The organism is Actinacidiphila polyblastidii, from assembly GCF_036353415.1.
GTDB lineage: Bacteria > Actinomycetota > Actinomycetes > Streptomycetales > Streptomycetaceae > Actinacidiphila > Actinacidiphila polyblastidii.
This window is the reverse complement of the sequence record NZ_JAZEWV010000059.1, coordinates 1-18,895: the sequence shown is the minus strand read 5'-3', so window position 1 is coordinate 18,895 and position 18,895 is coordinate 1. Positions and strand designations below refer to the sequence as shown.

20 protein-coding genes are annotated in these 18,895 nt (G+C 72.8%); 9 read left to right on the top strand and 11 right to left on the bottom strand.

Going from position 1 to position 18,895, the window contains the following annotated elements:
- Positions 1-153: 153 nt before the first annotated feature.
- From V2S66_RS33845 to V2S66_RS33835, 3 genes are all read left to right on the top strand, one after another.
- Positions 154-582 (top strand): SRPBCC family protein, encoded by a 429-nt coding sequence (locus V2S66_RS33845; RefSeq protein ID WP_330800851.1) that lies wholly within the window; start codon positions 154-156, stop codon positions 580-582.
- A gap of 115 nt (positions 583-697) precedes the next feature.
- Positions 698-1,165, top strand: coding sequence for an SsgA family sporulation/cell division regulator (locus tag V2S66_RS33840; protein WP_330800849.1), 468 nt, complete (start codon positions 698-700; stop codon positions 1,163-1,165).
- Positions 1,166-1,241: 76 nt separating this feature from the next.
- A complete protein-coding gene (locus V2S66_RS33835; RefSeq protein ID WP_330800847.1) occupies positions 1,242-2,099 on the top strand; it encodes a Bax inhibitor-1/YccA family protein in 858 nt (285 codons plus the stop codon).
- 59 nt (positions 2,100-2,158) lie between these two features.
- On the opposite strand, the gene V2S66_RS33830 is transcribed toward V2S66_RS33835, so the two are convergent.
- From V2S66_RS33830 to V2S66_RS33815, 4 genes are all read right to left on the bottom strand, one after another.
- A complete protein-coding gene (locus tag V2S66_RS33830) occupies positions 2,159-2,902 on the bottom strand; it encodes a cytochrome b/b6 domain-containing protein (RefSeq protein WP_330800845.1) in 744 nt (247 codons plus the stop codon).
- Entirely contained in the window at positions 2,850-3,518 is a 669-nt protein-coding gene (locus V2S66_RS33825) for a molybdopterin-dependent oxidoreductase (RefSeq protein ID WP_413966545.1), read from the bottom strand. Before V2S66_RS33825 ends, V2S66_RS33830 begins: the two co-directional genes overlap by 53 nt.
- 227 nt (positions 3,519-3,745) lie before the next feature.
- Entirely contained in the window at positions 3,746-4,342 is a 597-nt protein-coding gene (locus V2S66_RS33820) for a hypothetical protein (protein ID WP_330800842.1), read from the bottom strand.
- Between the two features lie 156 nt (positions 4,343-4,498).
- Positions 4,499-5,011 carry a sigma-70 family RNA polymerase sigma factor gene (locus V2S66_RS33815; protein ID WP_330800840.1) on the bottom strand — a complete coding sequence of 171 codons (513 nt, stop codon included), beginning with the start codon at positions 5,009-5,011 and terminating at the stop codon, positions 4,499-4,501.
- A gap of 171 nt (positions 5,012-5,182) precedes the next feature.
- Here V2S66_RS33815 and V2S66_RS33810 point away from each other — a divergent pair, with 171 nt between their 5' ends.
- The gene (locus V2S66_RS33810; RefSeq protein ID WP_330800839.1) at positions 5,183-5,947 is read left to right on the top strand and encodes an MBL fold metallo-hydrolase; all 765 of its coding nucleotides are present in this window, start codon (positions 5,183-5,185) and stop codon (positions 5,945-5,947) included.
- A gap of 142 nt (positions 5,948-6,089) precedes the next feature.
- Positions 6,090-6,668 carry a hypothetical protein gene (locus V2S66_RS33805; protein ID WP_330800837.1) on the top strand — a complete coding sequence of 193 codons (579 nt, stop codon included), beginning with the start codon at positions 6,090-6,092 and terminating at the stop codon, positions 6,666-6,668.
- Between the two features lie 73 nt (positions 6,669-6,741).
- On the opposite strand, the gene V2S66_RS33800 is transcribed toward V2S66_RS33805, so the two are convergent.
- From V2S66_RS33800 to V2S66_RS33780, 5 genes are all read right to left on the bottom strand, one after another.
- Positions 6,742-7,368 carry a GOLPH3/VPS74 family protein gene (locus V2S66_RS33800; RefSeq protein ID WP_330800835.1) on the bottom strand — a complete coding sequence of 209 codons (627 nt, stop codon included), beginning with the start codon at positions 7,366-7,368 and terminating at the stop codon, positions 6,742-6,744.
- Positions 7,365-8,804: a dihydrolipoyl dehydrogenase family protein gene (locus V2S66_RS33795; protein WP_330800833.1), complete on the bottom strand. Its 1,440-nt coding sequence runs from the start codon at positions 8,802-8,804 to the stop codon at positions 7,365-7,367. The genes V2S66_RS33800 and V2S66_RS33795 overlap by 4 nt, the downstream gene beginning before the upstream one ends.
- Before the next feature lie 67 nt (positions 8,805-8,871).
- Positions 8,872-9,318 (bottom strand): VOC family protein, encoded by a 447-nt coding sequence (locus V2S66_RS33790; RefSeq protein ID WP_330800831.1) that lies wholly within the window; start codon positions 9,316-9,318, stop codon positions 8,872-8,874.
- Positions 9,319-9,412: 94 nt separating this feature from the next.
- Positions 9,413-9,634, bottom strand: a complete 222-nt coding sequence (locus tag V2S66_RS33785; protein WP_330800829.1) for a hypothetical protein — start codon at positions 9,632-9,634, stop codon at positions 9,413-9,415.
- A 29-nt stretch (positions 9,635-9,663) separates the two neighbouring features.
- Positions 9,664-10,092: an Ohr family peroxiredoxin gene (locus tag V2S66_RS33780; protein WP_330800853.1), complete on the bottom strand. Its 429-nt coding sequence runs from the start codon at positions 10,090-10,092 to the stop codon at positions 9,664-9,666.
- A gap of 542 nt (positions 10,093-10,634) precedes the next feature.
- Between V2S66_RS33780 and poxB the strand changes: the two genes are divergently transcribed.
- The 3 genes from poxB (at position 10,635) to ftsH (ending at position 14,910) form a co-directional block, all read left to right on the top strand.
- A complete protein-coding gene (poxB, locus tag V2S66_RS33775; RefSeq protein ID WP_330800828.1) occupies positions 10,635-12,368 on the top strand; it encodes a ubiquinone-dependent pyruvate dehydrogenase in 1,734 nt (577 codons plus the stop codon).
- Between the two features lie 45 nt (positions 12,369-12,413).
- Complete coding sequence (locus V2S66_RS33770) at positions 12,414-12,818, top strand: SsgA family sporulation/cell division regulator (RefSeq protein WP_330800826.1); 405 nt, start codon at positions 12,414-12,416, stop codon at positions 12,816-12,818.
- Positions 12,819-12,927: 109 nt separating this feature from the next.
- Positions 12,928-14,910 (top strand): ATP-dependent zinc metalloprotease FtsH, encoded by a 1,983-nt coding sequence (ftsH, locus tag V2S66_RS33765; protein WP_330800824.1) that lies wholly within the window; start codon positions 12,928-12,930, stop codon positions 14,908-14,910.
- A gap of 42 nt (positions 14,911-14,952) precedes the next feature.
- Here ftsH and V2S66_RS33760 read toward each other — a convergent pair whose 3' ends face one another.
- Complete coding sequence (locus V2S66_RS33760; protein WP_330800822.1) at positions 14,953-16,194, bottom strand: helix-turn-helix domain-containing protein; 1,242 nt, start codon at positions 16,192-16,194, stop codon at positions 14,953-14,955.
- Between the two features lie 166 nt (positions 16,195-16,360).
- Between V2S66_RS33760 and V2S66_RS33755 the strand changes: the two genes are divergently transcribed.
- Positions 16,361-17,104 carry a DUF4232 domain-containing protein gene (locus tag V2S66_RS33755; protein ID WP_330800820.1) on the top strand — a complete coding sequence of 248 codons (744 nt, stop codon included), beginning with the start codon at positions 16,361-16,363 and terminating at the stop codon, positions 17,102-17,104.
- 173 nt (positions 17,105-17,277) lie between these two features.
- On the opposite strand, the gene V2S66_RS33750 is transcribed toward V2S66_RS33755, so the two are convergent.
- Positions 17,278-18,720, bottom strand: a complete 1,443-nt coding sequence (locus V2S66_RS33750) for an aldehyde dehydrogenase (RefSeq protein WP_330800818.1) — start codon at positions 18,718-18,720, stop codon at positions 17,278-17,280.
- Positions 18,721-18,895: the final 175 nt, after the last annotated feature.

Here is an 18,895-nt window from a genome sequence, read left to right as displayed (position 1 = left end):
GGGGGGGGGGGGGCGGGCCCGGGGGGGGGCCCCCCCCCCCACCCACACCCGCCCCCGGCTCGACCGGCCGGACAACCGGCTTGACAGGTGACGAAACCGCATGGGAATCTTTCGTCACCGCTTAGAGCGGTTACTTCTCGGTGAGGAAACCCCATGACAGTCGTCCGCATCCACCTCGTCTCCACCCTCGGCCCGAAGGAGGTCCTCGATGTGCTGACCGACTTCAGCGCCGCGCGCCCCCAGCTCTGGCCGACGATCGACGCCGAGCACTTCGAGGTCCACGACCTCGGCTCCACCTGGGCGGAGGTCACCGAAGGCACCTCCGCGGCCTGGGAGCGCGCCCGCTACTCGTGGGAGCCCGGCGGTGACACGGTCACCATCACCACCCTCGACTCCAAGCTGTTCGGCGCCGGCGGCGGCTGGGTCTTCCGGATGACCCCCGAGGGCGACGGCACCCGTGTCGACGTCGAGCTGACCCGGCAGCCGAGCACGCTCAAGGGCAAGATGCTCGCCTCGCTGCTCCCCCTCGCCGCTCCGGGGTCCCTGCGGAAGTCCTTCTCGGTGCCTCTGCAGGCCAAGTGACCCCCATGGCCCGTCGCAGCCACGGCCTTTGACCGTCAAGTGACGGATGTGCGGGGGACGCCCGCGGTGGAGAGTTGCCGGTACAGACCCCGTCCCACGCAAGGGAAGTCCCGTCATGCAACCAGACCAGCCACCACTGCGGGCCCATGCGGCGCCCGGGACCGTGCCCCCGCTCTTCCTCGATCTCGACGAGCTGCCCGACGAGTTCACCCGGCTGCCGACCCGGGCGGAGTTCCGCTTCGACCCGGGCATGCCGGCCGCGATCACGGTCGAGTTCGTCGCGGAGGACGGGCCCAGCCTCGTCCGGCACATCGGCCGCGGACTGCTCCACGGGGGCCTCACGGCCATGAGCGGTTCCGGCGACATACGGATGTGGCCGATGCGGCCGGGAGAGCGGCCCTCGTCCTGGCTGCTGCTCGAATCGACCGACGCGGGCGCCCTGTTCGAGATACCCCGCGAGCCGCTGGCGCGGTGGCTCGACGCGACGTACCGGATCGTCCCGGCCGCGTCCGAGATGGACGGCCTTGACTGGGACGGCTTCCTCCTGGGGCTGCTCGACGACCCGGGCACGGCGTCGCACTGACGGCGCTCCCCACCCCATCCCACCCCACCGCACCGCAGAACGCAGGCCGCGCGCGCGGCGAACCAGAAGGACTGACATGAAGACCAGCAACCCGATCCTCTCCCGCTGGGACGCCGACCAGCAGAGCCGTCCGGCCGCGGTCCACGCCCGCCGACCGGTGGACGCCATCGTGGGGGGCGGGCCGGCGGGCGACCACGGCGCCGGCCTCCACACCCCGGCGGGTCCGCACCCCGACGCACGGGCCGACCCCACCGCGATGACCCTGGACGACGTCGTCGTGCGCACCGCGGCGACGGTCGGCACCGTGGCCCTGACGGCCGTGCTGTCCTGGCTCCTGCTGTCCGTCGACGAGGCGGACATCGGCCGGTCCTACGGCCTGGCCGTGGGCGCCGCCCTCATCGCCTTCGTGCTGGCGATGGCCCAGTCCTTCCGGCGCACCCCGTCCCCCGCGCTGATCCTCGGGTACGCCGCCTTCGAGGGCGTCTTCCTCGGCGTGATCTCCAGCGCGACCTCCACGTACCTCTCGCCCGGCGTGGTCGTCCAGGCGGTGCTCGGCACCTTCGCGGTGTCGGCGGGCGTGCTCGTCGCCTACCGGATGCGCTGGATACGTGTCACCGGGCGCTTCGTCGGCTTCGTGGGCGCCGCCGCGACCGGTTTCGTCCTGCTGCTGGCCGCCGACGCGCTCTTCTCCGCCTTCGGCGCGGGCGACGGCCTCGGCTTCCACAGCGGGGGCCTCGGAATCCTCTTCGGCCTGGTCGGCGTGGTGCTCGGCGCCGCCTTCCTCGCGCTGGACTTCCAGCAGGTCGAGGACGCCGTCACCCAGGGCGCCCCGCGCGAGCAGGCGTGGCTGGCGGCCTTCGGCCTCACCACCACGCTGGTGTGGATCTACCTGGAGGTGCTCCGCGTGCTGAGCATCTTCACCAGCGACGACTGAACTCCCGCGGCACGTGTGGGGCCTGCGCGGCGCGCACGCCCCACACGGCGCGTGTCCGGTCATTCGTCGGCCGACGCCCGTGCGGGCGCTTTCCGGTCGGCCGCAGCCGTGTCGGGGGCGCCGCGTTCGGTGGCGGCGGCGTCCTGGTGCTCGTCCTTCAGCCAATGGGAGTGGTACCGCTGCGCCCAGGACAGGCTGACGTATCCGGTGCGCATGCCGAGCCTCGCCTCCGGGTCCTCCAGCGCCTTGCGCAGGTGTCCGATCAGGACGACGGCGATCGCCCAGGCCAGGAGGTCGTGGACGAAGATCGCGCTGGTGCGGGAGACGGACGGCAGCAGCCAGATGAACCACATCAGCAGGCCGGTGAACATCATCAGCAGCACGGCCCCGGCGATCCAGCCCGCGTACAGCTTCTGGCCCGCGTTGAACTTGCCCGCGGGGCGCGCCTCGGGCCGGTTCCACCGCTTGCGGACGGCCCGCAGCCACTGCCGGTCGTACACCGCCGACCGGTTGATCCTGCGCAGGTCCGCGCGGAACTCGGCCGACAGCAGCCCCAGCAGGAAGGGCAGCGGCAGGGCGATGCCCGACCACTCGTGCACGGTGACCACCAGGTAGCGCCGGCCGACGAGTTGGGCGAGCGGACCGAGGTAGAGGCAGGCGGCCGACACCAGGCACACCAGCATCAGCCAGCCGGTGGTCCGGTGGACCAGACGCTCGGCGGTGCTGAAACGGCGGACCCGGCCGGACGGGTCACGCTTCGCCGTCATGCCGGTCCGCGCCGTCGAGCCAGCCGTCGACCGCATAACCGCGCTCCTCCCAGTAGCCGGGGACGACCTTGTCGGTGACCGAGATTCCGGACAGCCACTTGGCCGACTTGTAGAAGTACATGGGGGCCACGTAGAGGCGGACCGGTCCGCCGTGCGCGTGGGTGATGGGCTTGTCCTGCATGCTGAGCGCCACCATGACGTCCGCGCGGCGGGCCTGCTCCAGGGTGAGGCTCTCGCTGTAGGCGCCGTCGAAGCAGGTGAAGCGGATCGCCGCGCCCGGGGAACGCACCCCGGCATCGTCCAGGATGTGCGCCAGCGGCACCCCCGCGAAGGGCGTGCGCTCCACGCGCCAGCCGTCCGTGCACTGCACGTCGTGGACGATCCTGGTCTGCGGCATCGCGCGCAGGTCCGCGAGCGTGTAGGTCCTCGCCCGCTCCACCAGTCCGCCGACGCGCAGTGCGTAGTCGGTCTCGTCCTTGTGCGGCACCGAGCCGACGACGCTGTAGTACCGGAATCCGCCCGGATCGGGCAGCAGCCCGGTCAGGCCGGTGGCGTCGTGCTGCGACGCGGCGGCGAGGAACCCCTCCCAGCCGCGCTGCAGGCGGGGCGCGGCCACCAGCCCCGCAGCGCCCAGGCCGAGCATGCCCAGCATCGCCCGCCGCCCCATCGGTGCGCCCTCGCTCCCCCGTTTCTCCTCTTCCGCCATGCCCAGCCAGCTCCTTCGGACGGTGGCGATCCCGGCGAGGGGAACGAAGGACCCCTCCAGCCAAATCGTCACCTGTTCAATAGGTGACGATCGTGACACGTCGAGCGGCGGCTGTCAACGCGGGAGGGGATCACACGTATGACAGAGGGACCGCCGGCGTGGCGTGCGGCATGCTACGGGTACAGGGCGCGGTGGCTCCGGTAGGCGAACGCGTCACCCGAGCTGAGGATGGTGACGATCTCCTCGCAGAAGCGCCGGTACTCCGCCTCCTGCTCGGCCGGGAGCGTCACCGAGGCCACCGGCTCGCCGGAGGCGACATGACGCAGGGCGCCGAGGAGCCGTTCCGGCGCCGGCAGCAGTAAGACGTCCATGACCCGCCGGAAGGCGTCGGTGAGGGCGTCCCCGGACTCCGGCGGTCCGGCCTGCGGCGGCTTGGCCTGCGCCGCGGCGAACAGGTCGAGGCAGGCCGTCAGATGCCCGAGGTCGACGGCCGCCACCTCGATCGGATAGACGCTCGTCAGCTGGTCCCCGCGCGGGCCGTACAGGTCGTATCCGGCGCGCTCGCCGGTCACGGCCGGGGTGTGCCACTGGGACCACAGCGGCAGCTTGAGCAGCACCTGCACCCAGCTGTCGTAGGCGTCCGCGATGACCCGTTCGTCGTCCGACTCCAGACCCTCGCTGTGCAGCCGGTAGAGGCGGCTGAGCAGCGGGCCTTCCAGGCTCTGGAACTTCGCGAAGAACACGGGGTCGTCGGGGACCAGGACGTACAAGGGGTTCTCCTCCCACCAGCCGCTTGACGGAGCCGGGGGACCGTACCGGGACCCCGCCGTCCGGCCGGCAGAAGCCCGCTGTGAAGGTAAACGGTTCCGCCGCCCGCGAGGTTCACTCCCGCCCCGCCTGTCCGCGGCAGCCGGCCGGCGCGTCCGTCACGCGGCCTGAGCGACCGCGCGCAGCCGGCGCAGGGCGTTGAACTGGCGGCTCTTGACCGTTCCGGCCGGCACTCCGAGGAGGGCGGCGGTCTCCTGGATGCTGCGGTCGCACAGGTAGATGTGCACCAGTACGGCGCGGTGCTCGGCGGACAGCAGGCGCAGCAGCGGCCGGGCCACCAGGACGTCGTGCACCGACTCGATCGCGTCCCTTCCCTCGGCGAGGCGGTCGGAGACGTCCCCGACGACCTCGAAGCGGGCCTGGGGCCTGCGCACCCAGTCGATGACCAGATGCCGGGTCACGGTGAAGAGCCAGCTGCGGACGGCCCCCTCGATCCCCACCAGCTGGTCGATGTTCCGCCAGGCCCGGATGAGCGCCTCCTGGACGATGTCCTCCGCGAGACCGTGGTCGCCCAGCCTCTTCTCGGCGAACGAGACCAGGCCGTCCCGGTGTTCGGTCACGATGGCGCCGAACAGGTCGGAGCGGGACCTTGCGGTGGGAGGCGTTGCCATGGTGCTGAACCGTCCTGGTTCTCTGTCTGCGGCAGCCGGAGGCGGGGTGTGTCCCCTGCGCAGAGGCGGACCCCGTCCACGATACGTGTTCCGGAGCGGACTCAGGTACGTTGGTGTGCCGGGCCCGCTGCGCGGTTCCCGAGACAGCCCCGACGAGAGGAGGCGACGGCCATGCCGAGGGCCCTGCGCGACGAGGACATCGTCCGCGTCGACAGCAACGTGTACACGGTGTCCGGCAGCAACACCAACTGGGTGATCGTCAAGGACGGCGACACGTGCACCCTCGTCGACACCGGATATCCCGGCGACCGCGAGGCCGTGCTGGCCTCGCTGGAGGCGGTCGGGCTGAACGCGCGGTCGGTGGCCGCCGTCCTGATCACGCACGCGCACAACGACCACCTCGGCGCCGCGGAACATCTGCGCGCCGTGCACGGCGTGCCCGTCCTGATGCACCAGGACGAGGTGCCGCACGCGCGGCGTGACTTCCTCGACCAGGTGTCCGTGGGACAGGTGCTCGCGCACGCGTGGCAGCCGGGTGTGCTGCCGTGGGCCGTGCACGCCCTGCGCGCCGGGGGAACCGCCCACGTCCCGGTCGGCGAGCCGCGGGCCTTCCCGGCGCCGGGAGCGCTGGACCTGCCCGGCACACCCGTGCCCGTGCCCACACCCGGGCACACCAAGGGCCACTGCGCCTACCACCTGCCCGGGAGCGGTGTCCTGATCAGCGGCGACGCCCTGGTGACCGCACACCCCACCTCGCGGATCGCCGCACCGCAACTGCTGCCCGGGATGTTCCACGCCGACCGGGCCAGGGCCCTCGACTCCCTGGCGCTGATCGGGGACGTGGACGCGGACCTGATCCTGCCCGGCCACGGCCCGGTGCACCACGGGTCGGCGAGGGCGGCGGCCCTCGCGGCCCGCGAGCACGCGGCAGGCTGACCCGCTCACACCCGCATGTGCGCGCAGGTGGTGGGAAGGGGGACACCTGATCGGGATTGTCCGTTGCCGACACTTATCCGCGGCGGCCCCTCCCGGTGGGTATCATGCAGCAACGTCATCCATATCGAGGGAGTGAACGGTTGTGACCAGCGAATCAGCCGCTGCGCTCCGGTCGCGGTACGTGGAGCAGGCCGCGTCGGACCTGGAGGAGAACCGCCGGCGACAGCAGGAGCTGGCGCAGCAGCTCTCGGTGTTGAAGCAGGAGGAGGCTCTCCTGGGAGAGATCCTCAGCCTCGCCGAGCGGTACGAGGGTTTCGCGGACGCGTCACGGCTGCCCGAACAGCTCCAGGACGAGTCCGTCGACACGAAGGCGAAGCCGGAGGCCGCGGGCGCACGCCACTCGGCGCCGGCGAAGGCCGCTTCGAAGGCCGCTCCGTCAGCGGGCACGGCCAAGTCGGGCGCGCACGCGAAGCCCGGCGCGAAGGGGAAGTCGTCCCAGCCGCTGCTCGGCGACCTCCTGCTGGGGCTGCTCGGCAGGCACGAGGAGCCGCGCCTGGCGAAGGAGCTGCGGGACGAGCTGCTCGCGGAGCACCCGGACCGCAACCCGACGCCGCAGGTGGTGCGGAACACCCTGGAGTCCCTGGTCGCCAAGGGAAGTGTGCGGCGGCACAAGCAGCAGCGCTCCGTCATGTACAGCCTCGTCGTGTCGGCCCGCCGGTAGGACGCGGTGTGGCGTGCGGCACCTGTGTGTCCACCAGGTGTCGCACGCCACGGGCGCCGGCCGCGCCGGGGGCTCAGCCCCGCCACATGTTGTCGAACGCGGCGTTCTCGATGTCCCGCCGCAGCCGTAGGGCCTCCAGCTCGGTGACCGCCTCCCCGACGGCGGCCAGCACCGTCTCGACCGCTTCCCCCGACGGGCTCCCACCGGGGTTCTCGTCGGGGCTCCCCTCGCGCCGGACGGGGTCCTGCCCGATCCCCGCCTCGGCGAACAGCCCGGTGAGGACGGGCTCGCCGGACGCCTTGCGTTCCTCGGCACGTCTGCGGGCCGGCGAGTCGGCCAGCACGCTCTTGGCCGACAGCAGCCCGAACCCGTGCCGGTGCGGGCGCGTGACGAGCCCGGACCTCGTCAGATCGTCGCCGTAGGCGGCGGTGAGATCGCGGCCGCGGCGCCACAGCCAGTCCATGACGGTCTCGTACGGTTCGCTCCTGACGAAGGAGGCGGCCGCGTCGTCGAGCAGCCGCTCGCCCGTCGCCGCCCGCGGACCGGGCACCATCAGGTCGCCGTCCAGGGTCAGTGCCCCGGCCTCCAGGAGGTCGATCGCCTCGGCCCCCGCCAGTGCGAGGGACAGGTCGCCCTGCTCCACCGGCCGGTCGTGGGGCAGGCCCAGGGCGACGAGCATCAGGTCGTGTGCGGTGGTCATGAGTCGCGCCTCGTCTCCAGGAGGCGCAGCCACACCTCGCTGATGGTGGGAAAAGCCGGTACGGCGTGCCAGAGCCGGTCGACGGGCACCTCGCCGGTGACGGCGACGGTGGCCGAGTGCAGGAGCTCGGCGACGCCCGGCCCGGCGAACGTCGCTCCGACGACGACCTGGCGGTCGCGGTCGATGAGGACCCGGGCCCTGCCCCGGTAGTCGGGGCGGTACTGCAGGGCGCCCGCGAGGTAGCCGAGCTCGTAGTCGACGACCTCGACGTCCCGCCCGGTGCGCTCCGCCTCGGCGGCGGTCAGGCCGACCGTGGCGATCTCGGGGTCGGTGAAGACGACGCCGGGAACGGCCTCGGTGTCGGCCGTGCTGCTGTGCGGGGCCCAGCGGCCGGTGTCGAGTGCGTCGCCGCGCGCCCGGGCGGCGATCACCGCGCCGGCGACACGGGCCTGGTACTTGCCCTGGTGGGTGAAGAGCGCCCGGCCGTTGACGTCGCCGACGGCGTAGAGCCAGTCGCCGGGGACGGCGGTGACGGTGAGGCTGTCGTCGGTGGCGAGCCAGTCGCCGGGCAGCAGTCCCACGGCGTCGAGCCCGACGTCCTCGGAGCGCGGGGCGCGGCCGGTGGCGAAGAGAATCTCGTCGGCGGTGAGGGCACCCCCGTCGGAAAGGGTGACGCGCACGTGGCCGTCGGGGGTGCGCTCGGCGGCGGTGACCGAGACGCCGAACCGCACCTCCGCGCCCGCCTCGCGCAGCCGCTCGGTGACCAGCTCCCCCGCGAAGGGCTCCATGCGGGGCAGCAGTCCGTCGGTGCGGGCGAGCAGGGTGACGCTGCTGCCCAGGGCCTGCCAGGCGGTCGCCATCTCGACGCCCACCACGCCGGCGCCGGCGATCACCAGGCGGGGCGGCGGCCGGCGGGCGCTGGTCGCCTCGCGGCTGGTCCACGGCGCGAGGTCCTCGATGCCGGGCAGCGCGGGCAGCGCCGCGCGGCTGCCGCTGCAGACCGCGACGGCGTGCCGGGCCCGCAGGCGGACGGTGCCGCCGTCGGGCGTCTCCACCGCCACCTCGCGCTCCCCCACCAGGCGGCCGTGGCCGCGCAGCAGCTCGATGCCGGCCGACCTGAGCCACTCGACCTGTCCGTCGTCCCGCCAGTCGGAGGACATGAGATCGCGGTGCGCGAGGACGGCCTCGGTGTCCAGCGGAGCCTTCAGCGCGGCGTCGAGTCCCGGTATCTGCTGGGCGTCGGCCCGCAGCAGGACGGGGCGCAGCAGGGCCTTGCTGGGTTCGCACGCCCAGTACGAGCATTCGCCGCCGACCAGCTCGCGCTCGACGACGACGGTGCTCAGGCCGGCCGCGGTGGTGCGGTCCGCGACGTTCTCGCCGACGGGCCCCGCGCCGATCACGATCACGTCGTAGGTGCGGATGTCCTCGGTCGTCATGTGTCCCTCCGGTGGACGGGTGTGGGTCATCGGTGTCGGAGTCCCCGGAACCGGGTCCCCGCGTGGCTCAGCGGCCGGGGGCCCGCTCGGTGACCTCCTGGAGGAACCAGGCGTTGCCGTCGGGGTCCTCGAAGGCGGCGAAGGTGCCGTAGCTCGCCCGCTCGGGGTGGGCGCCGGGAACGCGGCGGGCGTCGCCGGCGTGGTGGAAGGCGCCGGTCTCGTCGCGGAACGGGCCGGAGACCTCCACCCCGCAGGACGCCAGCTCCTCCTGGGCCTTGACGATGTCGGTGACGGTCAGCTGGAGGCCGTGCAGCGTGCCGGCCTGCTGCCCGGTCAGGCCCTCGCCGAAGATCACCGAGCAGGCGGAGCCGGGCGGCGTCACCTGGACGATCCGGTAGCCGTCCTCGATCGGGAAGTCGGCGTCCAGGCGCCAGCCGAGCCGCCCCGCGTAGAAGTCCTTGGCGCGGTCCACGTCGGACACCGGCAGGATGACGACTTCGAGCTTCATGTCCATGGCTGTACTCGCTTTCGCATGTTCGGGGGTTCGGACAGGGGTTGCTGTGGGTGTGCTGCCGCACGGGAGGTGATCGCGCCCGGGGCCGGCCCGCTCAGACGAAGAAGGAGGGCGGCGGGCCGTACCCGGCGAACACCGCGCTCTCCACCCAGTTCCACACCTGCACGGTGGTGGGCCACCGGTCGTCGCGGGAGCGCGCCGCGTCCAGCGACGGCGTCCGCTCGCCGGTGGCGGCGGGGGACCGGCCGGGGCCGGGGGCCGGGCGTCCGCCGTCCGGCCCTGCGGCCGGTGTGTGCGTGTGCGCGGTGGAGGTCATGGCGGTCCGCTCCTCGCTGGGTGGACGGGTCAGGCGGTGGCGCCGGCGTTGAGGGTGACGGGGACGTTGTCGCGCGTCGCCTTGGAGAACGGGCAGATCTGGTGGGCGGCGTACGCCAGTTCCTCGGCGGTGGCCTGGTCCACCCCGCCGAGCAGGGGGCTGAGCACCGCGGACAGGGAGAACTCGCCGTCGTCGCCGTGCGTGAGGGTGATCTCGGCGGTGATCGAGGTGCTGGTCAGCCGGATCTTGCGCTGGGCGGCGGCGCGCCGGACGGCGCCGAGGAAGCAGGCCGCCCAGCCGGCGGCCAGGAGCTGCTCGGGGTTGGTCGCGGTGCCGGCGCCGCCGAGCTCCTTGGGGAGGGCGAGGCTGGTCTCCAGCAGACCGTCGGAGGAGCGCACGCGGCCGCCGTTGCGGCCCTCCCCGTCGACGTCGACAACAGCGGTGTAGGTGACGGCCATGGCGGTGCTCCCCATCCAGTCGAAGAATTCCTGTGGTGCCCCGGACCGGCGACGCTTGTGCATCACTTGTTGAGGCGGTGACGCCATCATGGCGAGGCTCAACGTCACCTGTCAAGCCAGTGACGAATGCTTCTTCGGCTGCTGCTTCCGCTGCTTCTTCCGCGACGCTTCGACGACTTCGGACGGCCCTGAAGGGCGGTCGGCCGCTGCTCTCCTCCCCTGGGCCGCGGCTGGGCGCGAGGCGCGGGCGGGGGCTCAGGAGACAGATGCCCGCATCAGTGGGCGGGTATCTCGGAGAGTAGCGCACACATATCCACCACACACGGGTCCGCCGGGCGCGGGCCGCAATCCGACCGTCGTCCGTCGGAGGAGCCGGGCGACTGCGGAGCGGGGATCCAGTCATACGACTGATGTGTGCGCACCACCCGCCGCACAGACTGGTGCAGCGCTCGCCACCAGCGGCGAACCCCCGGAGAAGAGCAGCTCCGCACCGTCGGCACTGTCACACCCGGCGCGCCCACGACCGCGAAAGGCGACCCCGCATGCCCACCTTTGCCGAGCACGTCATCTCCTCGCTCACAGCATCCGGCGTGCGACGCCTCTACGGCCTGCCCGGCGACTCCCTCAACGGACTGACCGACGCGATCCGCCGTGACGAGGACGTCGACTGGGTCCATGTGCGGCACGAGGAGAGCGCCGCCCTCGCCGCGGCCGCCGAGGCCGGCCTGACCGGAGAGCTGACCGTGTGCGTCGGCAGCTGCGGTCCCGGCAATCTGCACCTCGTCAACGGCCTCTTCGACGCCCAGCGCAGCCGGGTGCCGGTCCTCGCCATCGCCGCCCAGATCCCCGGTGCCGAGATCGGCTCCGGGTACTTCCAGGAGACCCGCCCGCAGGAGCTGTTCGCCGACTGCAGCGTCTACGCGGAGGTGGTCACCAGCGCGGAGAACGGGCCCCGCATCCTGGAGATGGCGATGCGGGCGGCGGTGGAGCGCAAGGGCGTGGCAGTGGTGGTCGTCCCCGGGGAGATCTTCCTCGCCAAGACCCCGCGCGACCTGCCGCCCGCGGTGGTGCGCCCGTCCGGCACCGTCGTCCGCCCGGACGACCAGGCGCTGCACCAGGCCGCCGAGCTGCTCAACGCCGGCCGGCGGGTGACGATCCTGGCGGGCGCGGGCGCCGCGGGCGCCCACGACGACCTGATCGCACTCGCCGAGACGCTCAAGGCCCCGGTCGTGCACGCGCTGCGCGGCAAGGAGTACGTCGAGCACGACAACCCGTACGACGTCGGGATGACCGGCCTGCTGGGCTTCGCGTCCGGTTACAAGGCGATCGAGGAGGCCGACACCCTGCTCATGCTGGGCACCGACTTCCCCTACCGGCAGTTCTATCCGCGCGGCGCGAAGGTCGTGCAGCTCGACATCCGCGGCGAGCAGATCGGCCGGCGCACCCGGGTCGACCTCCCGCTGGTCGGCAGCATGCGGGACACGCTGCCCGCGCTGCTGCCGCTGCTGACCGTCAAGTCCGGGCGCGACCACCTCGACCAGGCGCTCGCGCACTACGCCCGCACCCGCAGGAAACTGGACGCGCTCGCCGTCAACGACCGTGAGCGCACCCCCATCCACCCGCAGTTCGTGGCGAGCACCATCGACCGCCTGGCGGACCGGGACGCGGTCTTCACCGTCGACGTCGGGTCCCCCGTGGTGTGGGCGGCCCGCTATCTGACCTTCAACGGGCGCCGCCGGCTCATCGGTTCGTTCAACCACGGCACCATGGCCTGTGCCCTGCCGTTCGCGGTGGGCGCGCAGGCGGCGGATCCGGGCCGCCAGGTGGTCTCGCTGTCGGGCGACGGCGGCCTCACCATGCTCCTCGGGGAGCTGTTCACCCTCCGGCAGAACCGCCTGCCGGCCAAGATCGTCGTCTTCAACAACGGCTCGCTGAACTTCGTCGAGCTGGAGATGAAGGCCGCGGGCATCGTCACCTACGCGACCGAGCTGGACAATCCGCAGCTCGCCGAGGTCGCCGCCGCGATCGGCCTGTGGGCACGCCGGGTCGAGCGGCCCGGCGACCTGGAGGACGCGCTCAAGGGCGCGTTCGCCCACGACGGTCCCGCACTGGTCGAGGTGATGACGGCCCGTCAGGAGCTGTCCGTGCCTCCCGCGATCACGGTGGAGCAGGCCAAGGGCTTCACCCTCTACGCGATCCGCACCGTCCTGTCCGGCCGGGGCGAGGAACTGCTCGACCTGATCACCACCAACGTCGCGCGCCGGATCCTGCACTGACCCGCTGTCGTCCCGGCCGACCGGCCGTGTCCCTAGGAAGCGACCATGAAGAATCACCACCTCTCCCTGGAGATCACCCAGCGGGTGTTCTCCTCCCTCGTCCAGAGACTGAACTGCGAGTTCGCGTACGACACCCGGGACCCGCTGGCCGTCTGCCTCGTCTTCGGCGCCGGCGGCGGGCGGCCGGTGCGCTGGGTCTTCTCCCGGGACCTGCTGGCCGAGGGGCTGACCGACCGGGCGGGCGAGGGCGACGTGGTGCTCTGGCCGGTCTACGACCGCGACGGCGAGCCGTCCTCCTTCTGCGTCCGGGTGGGCGGCCCGCACACGGCGCTGTTCCAGATCCCCGCCGAGCCGGTCGCGCAGTGGCTCGCCGCGACGTACCGCGCCATGCCGAAAGGCGCGGAGCTGACCGGCGTCGACTGGGACGAACTGGTGCAGCTGGCCGAGTGACACCCGCCGCGCCTCCCGCGGCTCCCCGACGCGACACCGCCGGCCGTAGCACGGCCGGGCCCCGTACGCACCCGCCGACGTCCACCCGTGTGCCCGCAAGGAGAATCCGATGACCGCCCCCGTACCGCCCCGACACGACCCGCAGTCGCCCTGGCGCTCCGAAGGGGTGCCGGGCGGACCGCCGAGACCGGACGGCCGGCGTCGCCGTGGCGGCTGCCTGCTCCAGATCGCGATCTTCCTGGCCATCTACATCGTGTCCGGCCTGCTGTACAACAACATGTCAGGCGACGGCACCCGGTCCGTCGACTACACCGCCTTCACCGCCCAACTGGACGCGAACAACGTCAAGACCGTCTACTCGCGGGGCTCGCAGATCCAGGGAATGCTGAAGACCGCCGGCAAGGTGCCCGGCGGTGACGGTGCCACCTTCGTGCGGTTCACGACGTACAAGCCCTCCTTCGCCGACAGCGGGCAGCTGTGGCGCGAGATCCAGCAGAAGAAGGTGTCGGTCTCCGCCTCGCCGGTGGCACAGGGGCCGGGCCTCGGCCGGTCGCTGCTGGTGTCCCTGCTGCCGACCGCGCTGCTGATCGGCGTGTGGGTGTTCGTGTCCCGCAGGGCGCGCGGCGGACTCGACGGGGTGGGCGGCATCCTGGGCCGCAAGCCGCCGAAGCCGGTCGAGGCGGAGCGCGGGCGCACCACCTTCGCCGACGTGGCCGGCATCGACGAGGTGGAGGGCGAGCTGAACGACGTCGTCGACTTCCTCAAGCGCCCGGACGCCTACCGCCGGATGGGCGCGAAGATGCCCCGGGGCGTGCTGCTCGCCGGTCCTCCCGGCACCGGCAAGACGCTGCTCGCGCGGGCGGTCGCGGGCGAGGCGGGGGTGCCCTTCTTCTCGGCCTCCGCGTCCGAGTTCATCGAGATGATCGTCGGCGTGGGCGCCTCCCGGGTACGGGAGCTGTTCAGCGAGGCCCGCAAGGTCGCCCCGTCGATCATCTTCATCGACGAGATCGACACCATCGGCCGGTCCCGCACCGGTTCCGCGGTGGGCGGCCACGACGAGCGCGAGCAGACGCTCAACCAGATCCTCACGGAGATGGACGGCTTCTCGGGGTCCGACGGCGTCGTCGTGGTGGCCGCGACCAACCGGGCCGAGATCCTCGACTCGGCGCTGACCCGTCCGGGCCGGTTCGACCGGGTCGTGAACGTCTCCCCGCCGGACCGCAAGGGCCGCGAGTCCATCCTGCGGATCCACACCCGTGCCATGCCGCTCGCCCCGGACGTGGACCTGGCCCAGGTCGCCGCGACCACCCCCGGCATGACGGGCGCCGAGCTGGCCAACCTCGCCAACGAGGCGGCGCTCCTCGCGGTCAAGCGCGACGGGGCCCGCGTCACCGCGAACGATCTGTCCGACGCCCTGGAGAAGGTGCAACTCGGCGCGCGGCGCCCGCTGGTGATGCCCGAGGAGGAGCGCAGGCGCACCGCGTACCACGAGAGCGGCCACGCCCTGCTCGGCATGCTCCAGCCGGGTGCCGACCCCGTCCGCAAGATCACCATCGTGCCGCGCGGCCGCGCTCTCGGCGTCACCCTGTCCACCCCGGACGCCGACAAGTACGCCTACACCGAGGAGTACCTGCGCGGCCGGATCATCGGCGCGCTCGGCGGCATGGCGGCCGAGCGCGTCGTGTACGGGGTGATCACCACCGGTGCCGAGAACGACCTGGAGCAGGTGACCGGCATCGCCCGCGGGATGGTGGCCCGGTGGGGCATGAGCGATCGGCTGGGACATCTGTCGGTGCTGGCCGCCGAGAGCGAGCAGCCCTACGGGATGTCCGCCGCCCCGCACACCCTTGACCTCGTCGACGGCGAGACACGCAGGATCGTCGAGGAGTGCTACGCGGAGGCATGCCGCACCCTGGAGGAGCACCGCGCGCAGCTGGACGACCTGGCCGCCGCACTGCTGGAGCAGGAGACGCTGGAGGAGGCGGAGATCTACCGCGTCGCGGGGATCGCCACGGCAGCGGCGGCAGCGGCGGCAGCGGCGGCAGCGAAGGCGGACATGGCGGCAGCGGTCGGCGCAGCGCGCCAGGACTGAGCGGTCCGGGCGAGCCGCGCGGCGGTTCGGGGGCGGTCCGGGTCAGCTCTGGTCGGGCGGGCTGCGGTACCAGCGGGTGGTGGACCACCCGTACATCGGATCGCCCTCCATGCCGGTGGTACGGAAGGGCGCGCCGTGGTCGTCGACGCGCAGGACGCCCTGGCGGGCACCGCAGCTCCAGACCAGGTCCAGGTACCAGCGCACGTCGTGGTCCAGGGTGTGGGCGTCCACGTCCAGGACCTGCGGCTCGCTCGCCGAGATCCGGAACGGGAAGTCGGCGGTGCCGGTCCCCCTGCCGTCGTCCACCGAGCCGGGTACGGCGCGGGCCCGGGGGGTGGTCGTGTCGAGGTCGACGGTGAAGGACGCGGGGTCGAGCCCACCCCCGCAGCCGTCGGCGGGTGAGTAGACGTTCCCCTTCGGGGCCGCGACGCTGCCGAGCACCTTCACGTACAGGGCGTGCAGCACGACCGGGCTGCCGGGCAGGCCCTGCGCGGTCAGCTCCAGCCTCAGGTGGCCGGCCGGGACGCCGCCGAGCGCGGCCGCCCACGCCTTCCCCTCCTGAAGGGACGGCGGCGGCGGGACCTTCGCCGGCGGCAGCGGGAGCAGGAACCACTGGCCGCACTGGCTGTGCCAGTTGTCCGCGAGCACGCTCACCTGGACCGGCGGCTTCCCGCCGGTGACGGGCCGTCGGGGGACGGTGGCCGCGGAGTCGGCGGCGCCGCCGCCGGAGCGCCACACCAGCGGGAGGACCGCGGCGAGCGCGGCCACCACCGCCAGGACGACGGTGGTACGGCCTGCCCGCCGGCCGGTCCGCCGGCCGCCGGCCGTACCGGGAGTGCGCACCACCCCGGGAAGCTCGGGGCCGTCGGGGAGGGGACCGGGGTCCGGGGGCGCCACCTCCGCCGCCTCCGCCGCCTCCGCCACCTCCCCCGACCGGATGGGCCCAGGCGGTGCTTCTCCGGTCCGCGGGGCCGTGGACTCCGCCGCCACGGGGGCGGGTTGTCCGGCCTCCGGGTCCGGAGCGCGCTGCGGTTCGCGGCGCTTGGCGGCATCGGCCAGCAGCCAGAGCCGGTGGAGCGCGACGAGTTCCTCCGCGCTGGCCCCGCACTGCCGCGCGAACCGCTCCACCGGGGCGTACTCCGCGGGGACCGCGACGCCGTTGCAGTAGCGGTGCAGCGTGGAGGTGCTGACGTGCAGGCGGGCGGCGAGCATGCCGTAGCTGCGCCCCGAGCGCTCCTTGAGTGCGCGGAGCCGTCCCGCGAACTCCTCGATGTGCTGGGCCATTGCGCCCTCCCCCGTCCCGGCCCGGCGTTCCGGACAACGGGATCGTCGCAGATCAGCGGGGCCGAAAGCGTTCCACCGTCCCTGACTGTGGCGGGACTGTGGCATTCGGGACGCGGTGCGGCGCAGGGTTGCGGCATCCCAACCGCTCACAGCGAAGGCCCACGCCATGTATGCGAAGTCCGCTCTGTCCTCCGCCGCCGTCCTGCTGGCCGGGGCCGCCGTCCTCACCGGCTGCGGGGACGGCTCCGCGACGTCGGCGGGCGGTTCGGCACCCTCACCCGTGGCCGTCCCGTCGTCCGCCCTGCCGCACACCACGGCCCCGACCCCGGCTCCGGCCCCGACGCTGTCGGCGTCGGCCTCCACCCCGACCGCCTCGAAGCGCGCGAGCGCTCCCGCCGCCAGCGCCCCGCCGTCGGGTGGCGGCTACGCCACGAGCGACAGCTACGCCTGGAAGCACCCCTGCTCCAGCAGGCAGCTCTCCGTGCACCTGGTCCGCCGGGCCTCCGCGCCCACGCAGCGCGTGATCGAGGTGCGCAACAACGGCGCGCGCTCCTGCGGGCTGAGCTACTACCCGCACGTCGTCCTGTGGGACGCGGAGTCGGCGACGGGCGGGGTGACGATTACGCCGCTGGTCCCCGACGGCCTCGGCGGCCCGCCCGCCAGTGCGCTCCACGCCGGGCGGACCGCGTACGCCGTCGTCGACCTCGACCCCAGCGGCGCGACCAAGGGCACCGCCGCCGGCGTCGACGCGATGAACGTCCTCGCGGACGGGGACCACATGTCCAGCCGGGAGACCGTCCGTTTCCCGCTCGGCGCCGGCGCCCACGCGCTCAGGCCGAAGCTGGGCCTGTACGAGGACACCACTCCGGACGCGGTCGCCAGCATGGAGTCCGCCGACATCCAGCCCTGACCGCCGCGAGCGGACCGTGGCGGTCCGCTCTGCGCGCCTTTCACAGGACTCAGCAGGCGACGCACGCGCCGCCGAGACCCGCAAATGGGCCGAGGCCAGCGCCGCCGCGGACTTCCCCTCGCAGGCGCCGCCGAACGGTTCGCGTCGCCTCGGAGGGGAGCGGTCCTGCCAGGTCAGACGGTGATGGTCTTGTACTCGGTGTACGTGCCGAGGCCGACCGCGCCGTACTCGCGGCCGATGCCGCTGGCCTTGAAGCCGCCGAACGGGCCGTCGAAGCCGACGGAGGCGCCGTTGACCGTGACGGTGCCGGTGCGGATGCGGCGGGCGACGGCGAGGGCGTGCGCCTCGTCGCCGGACCAGACGCCGCCGGACAGGCCGTACTCGGAGTCGTTGGCGATACGGACGGCGTCGTCCTCGTCGTCGTAGGCGATGACGACCAGGACCGGGCCGAAGATCTCCTCCTGGGCGATGCGCATGGAGTTGTCGACGTCGGCGAAGACGGTCGGCGTGACGTAGTTGCCCTTCTCCAGCCCCTCGGGGACCTGCGGGCCGCCGGTGACCAGCCGTGCGCCCTCCTCGATGCCGAGCCGGATGTAGTCGCGCACGCGCTCCTGCTGGTCGGGGCGGATCATCGGGCCGACGAAGGTGTCGGGGTCGTTCGGGTCGCCGACCTTCAGCGACTCCACCAGCTCCTTGAGCGCCGCCACCACCTCCTCGTACCTCTCCCGCGGGGCCAGGATGCGGGTCTGCGCGATGCACGACTCGCCGTTGTTGAGCAGTGAGCCGAACTTCAGGCCCGCCACCGCCACGCGGACGTCGGCGTCCGGCAGGATGACCGCGGCGGACTTGCCGCCCAGCTCCAGGCTGACCCGCTTGAGCTGCTCGCCGGCGATCGCGGCGATGCGGCGGCCCGCGCGCGTCGAGCCGGTGAAGGCGATCTTGTCGACGTCCGGGTGCGAGACCAGGTACTCGCTCGTCTCCCGGTCGGCGGGCAGCACGCTGACCACGCCCCGGGGCAGGCCCGCCTGCTCCAGCAGTTCGGCCAGGTATCCCATGCTCAGCGAGTTCTCCGGGGACACCTTGAGGATCACGGAGTTGCCGGCCAGCAGCGCGGGGATGATCTTTGAGGTCGCCGAGGAGAACGGCGAGTTCCAGGGGATCACCGCCGCGACGACGCCGATCGCCTCACGGCGTACCACGCTGCGGGTCGGAACGGCCGGGTCGCAGGGAACGAGGGTCTCCTCCCAGCCGAACTCCTCGGCCGCCTTGAGGTAGGCGTTCGCCTGGCGGGTCATGCCCGGCTGCCCGGCGCGGGTGAACCACCCGGCGGAACCGTTCTCCAGCGAGATCAGGTGCGCGACCTTCTCGGCGTTCTCCTCGCGCAGCGCGTTGAGGCGGCGCAGCACCGCGATCCGCTGCGCGGGCGGGGTCAGCCGCCACTCACCGGTCTCGAAGGACGCGCGGGCCGCGGCGACCGCGCGGTCGATGTCGGCCGGCTGCGCCTGGGCGGCGCGGCCGACCACCTCCTGGTCGTGCGGCGAGGCGATGTCGAGCAGTTCCGGGCTGCTCGGCTCGACCCAGGAGCCTGCGATGAAGAGCCGGTCGTAGGTGATCATGTGCGTTCTCTCTCCTCCGGTGCTTCGGCGCTCTCGGCGCCGTCGAAACGGGGTCTGGAGCGGGTTTTGAGCGCCGCGCTGAACTGTCACTTCAATGTAGCACTTGTTTCTACAAGACGCACGATGTCGCGTCGCTTATCTCTCGATCATGCGCATCATCGGTACGCTTGAAGGA

What these genes read in the sequence shown, in the direction of transcription:
- V2S66_RS33845 (WP_330800851.1), top strand. Translation starts at nt 154, where the DNA reads ATGACAGTCGTCCGCATCCACCTCGTCTCCACCCTCGGCCCGAAGGAG.
- V2S66_RS33825 (WP_413966545.1), bottom strand. Translation starts at nt 3,518, where the DNA reads ATGCTGGGCATGCTCGGCCTGGGCGCTGCGGGGCTGGTGGCCGCGCCC.
- V2S66_RS33760 (WP_330800822.1), bottom strand. Translation starts at nt 16,194, where the DNA reads ATGGCCCAGCACATCGAGGAGTTCGCGGGACGGCTCCGCGCACTCAAG.
- V2S66_RS33800 (WP_330800835.1), bottom strand. Translation starts at nt 7,368, where the DNA reads ATGACCACCGCACACGACCTGATGCTCGTCGCCCTGGGCCTGCCCCAC.
- poxB (WP_330800828.1), top strand. Translation starts at nt 10,635, where the DNA reads ATGCCCACCTTTGCCGAGCACGTCATCTCCTCGCTCACAGCATCCGGC.
- V2S66_RS33840 (WP_330800849.1), top strand. Translation starts at nt 698, where the DNA reads ATGCAACCAGACCAGCCACCACTGCGGGCCCATGCGGCGCCCGGGACC.
- V2S66_RS33780 (WP_330800853.1), bottom strand. Translation starts at nt 10,092, where the DNA reads ATGGCCGTCACCTACACCGCTGTTGTCGACGTCGACGGGGAGGGCCGC.
- V2S66_RS33810 (WP_330800839.1), top strand. Translation starts at nt 5,183, where the DNA reads ATGCCGAGGGCCCTGCGCGACGAGGACATCGTCCGCGTCGACAGCAAC.
- V2S66_RS33830 (WP_330800845.1), bottom strand. Translation starts at nt 2,902, where the DNA reads ATGCGGTCGACGGCTGGCTCGACGGCGCGGACCGGCATGACGGCGAAG.
- V2S66_RS33790 (WP_330800831.1), bottom strand. Translation starts at nt 9,318, where the DNA reads ATGGACATGAAGCTCGAAGTCGTCATCCTGCCGGTGTCCGACGTGGAC.
- V2S66_RS33755 (WP_330800820.1), top strand. Translation starts at nt 16,361, where the DNA reads ATGTATGCGAAGTCCGCTCTGTCCTCCGCCGCCGTCCTGCTGGCCGGG.
- V2S66_RS33795 (WP_330800833.1), bottom strand. Translation starts at nt 8,804, where the DNA reads ATGACGACCGAGGACATCCGCACCTACGACGTGATCGTGATCGGCGCG.
- V2S66_RS33835 (WP_330800847.1), top strand. Translation starts at nt 1,242, where the DNA reads ATGAAGACCAGCAACCCGATCCTCTCCCGCTGGGACGCCGACCAGCAG.
- V2S66_RS33770 (WP_330800826.1), top strand. Translation starts at nt 12,414, where the DNA reads ATGAAGAATCACCACCTCTCCCTGGAGATCACCCAGCGGGTGTTCTCC.
- ftsH (WP_330800824.1), top strand. Translation starts at nt 12,928, where the DNA reads ATGACCGCCCCCGTACCGCCCCGACACGACCCGCAGTCGCCCTGGCGC.
- V2S66_RS33815 (WP_330800840.1), bottom strand. Translation starts at nt 5,011, where the DNA reads ATGGCAACGCCTCCCACCGCAAGGTCCCGCTCCGACCTGTTCGGCGCC.
- V2S66_RS33750 (WP_330800818.1), bottom strand. Translation starts at nt 18,720, where the DNA reads ATGATCACCTACGACCGGCTCTTCATCGCAGGCTCCTGGGTCGAGCCG.
- V2S66_RS33785 (WP_330800829.1), bottom strand. Translation starts at nt 9,634, where the DNA reads ATGACCTCCACCGCGCACACGCACACACCGGCCGCAGGGCCGGACGGC.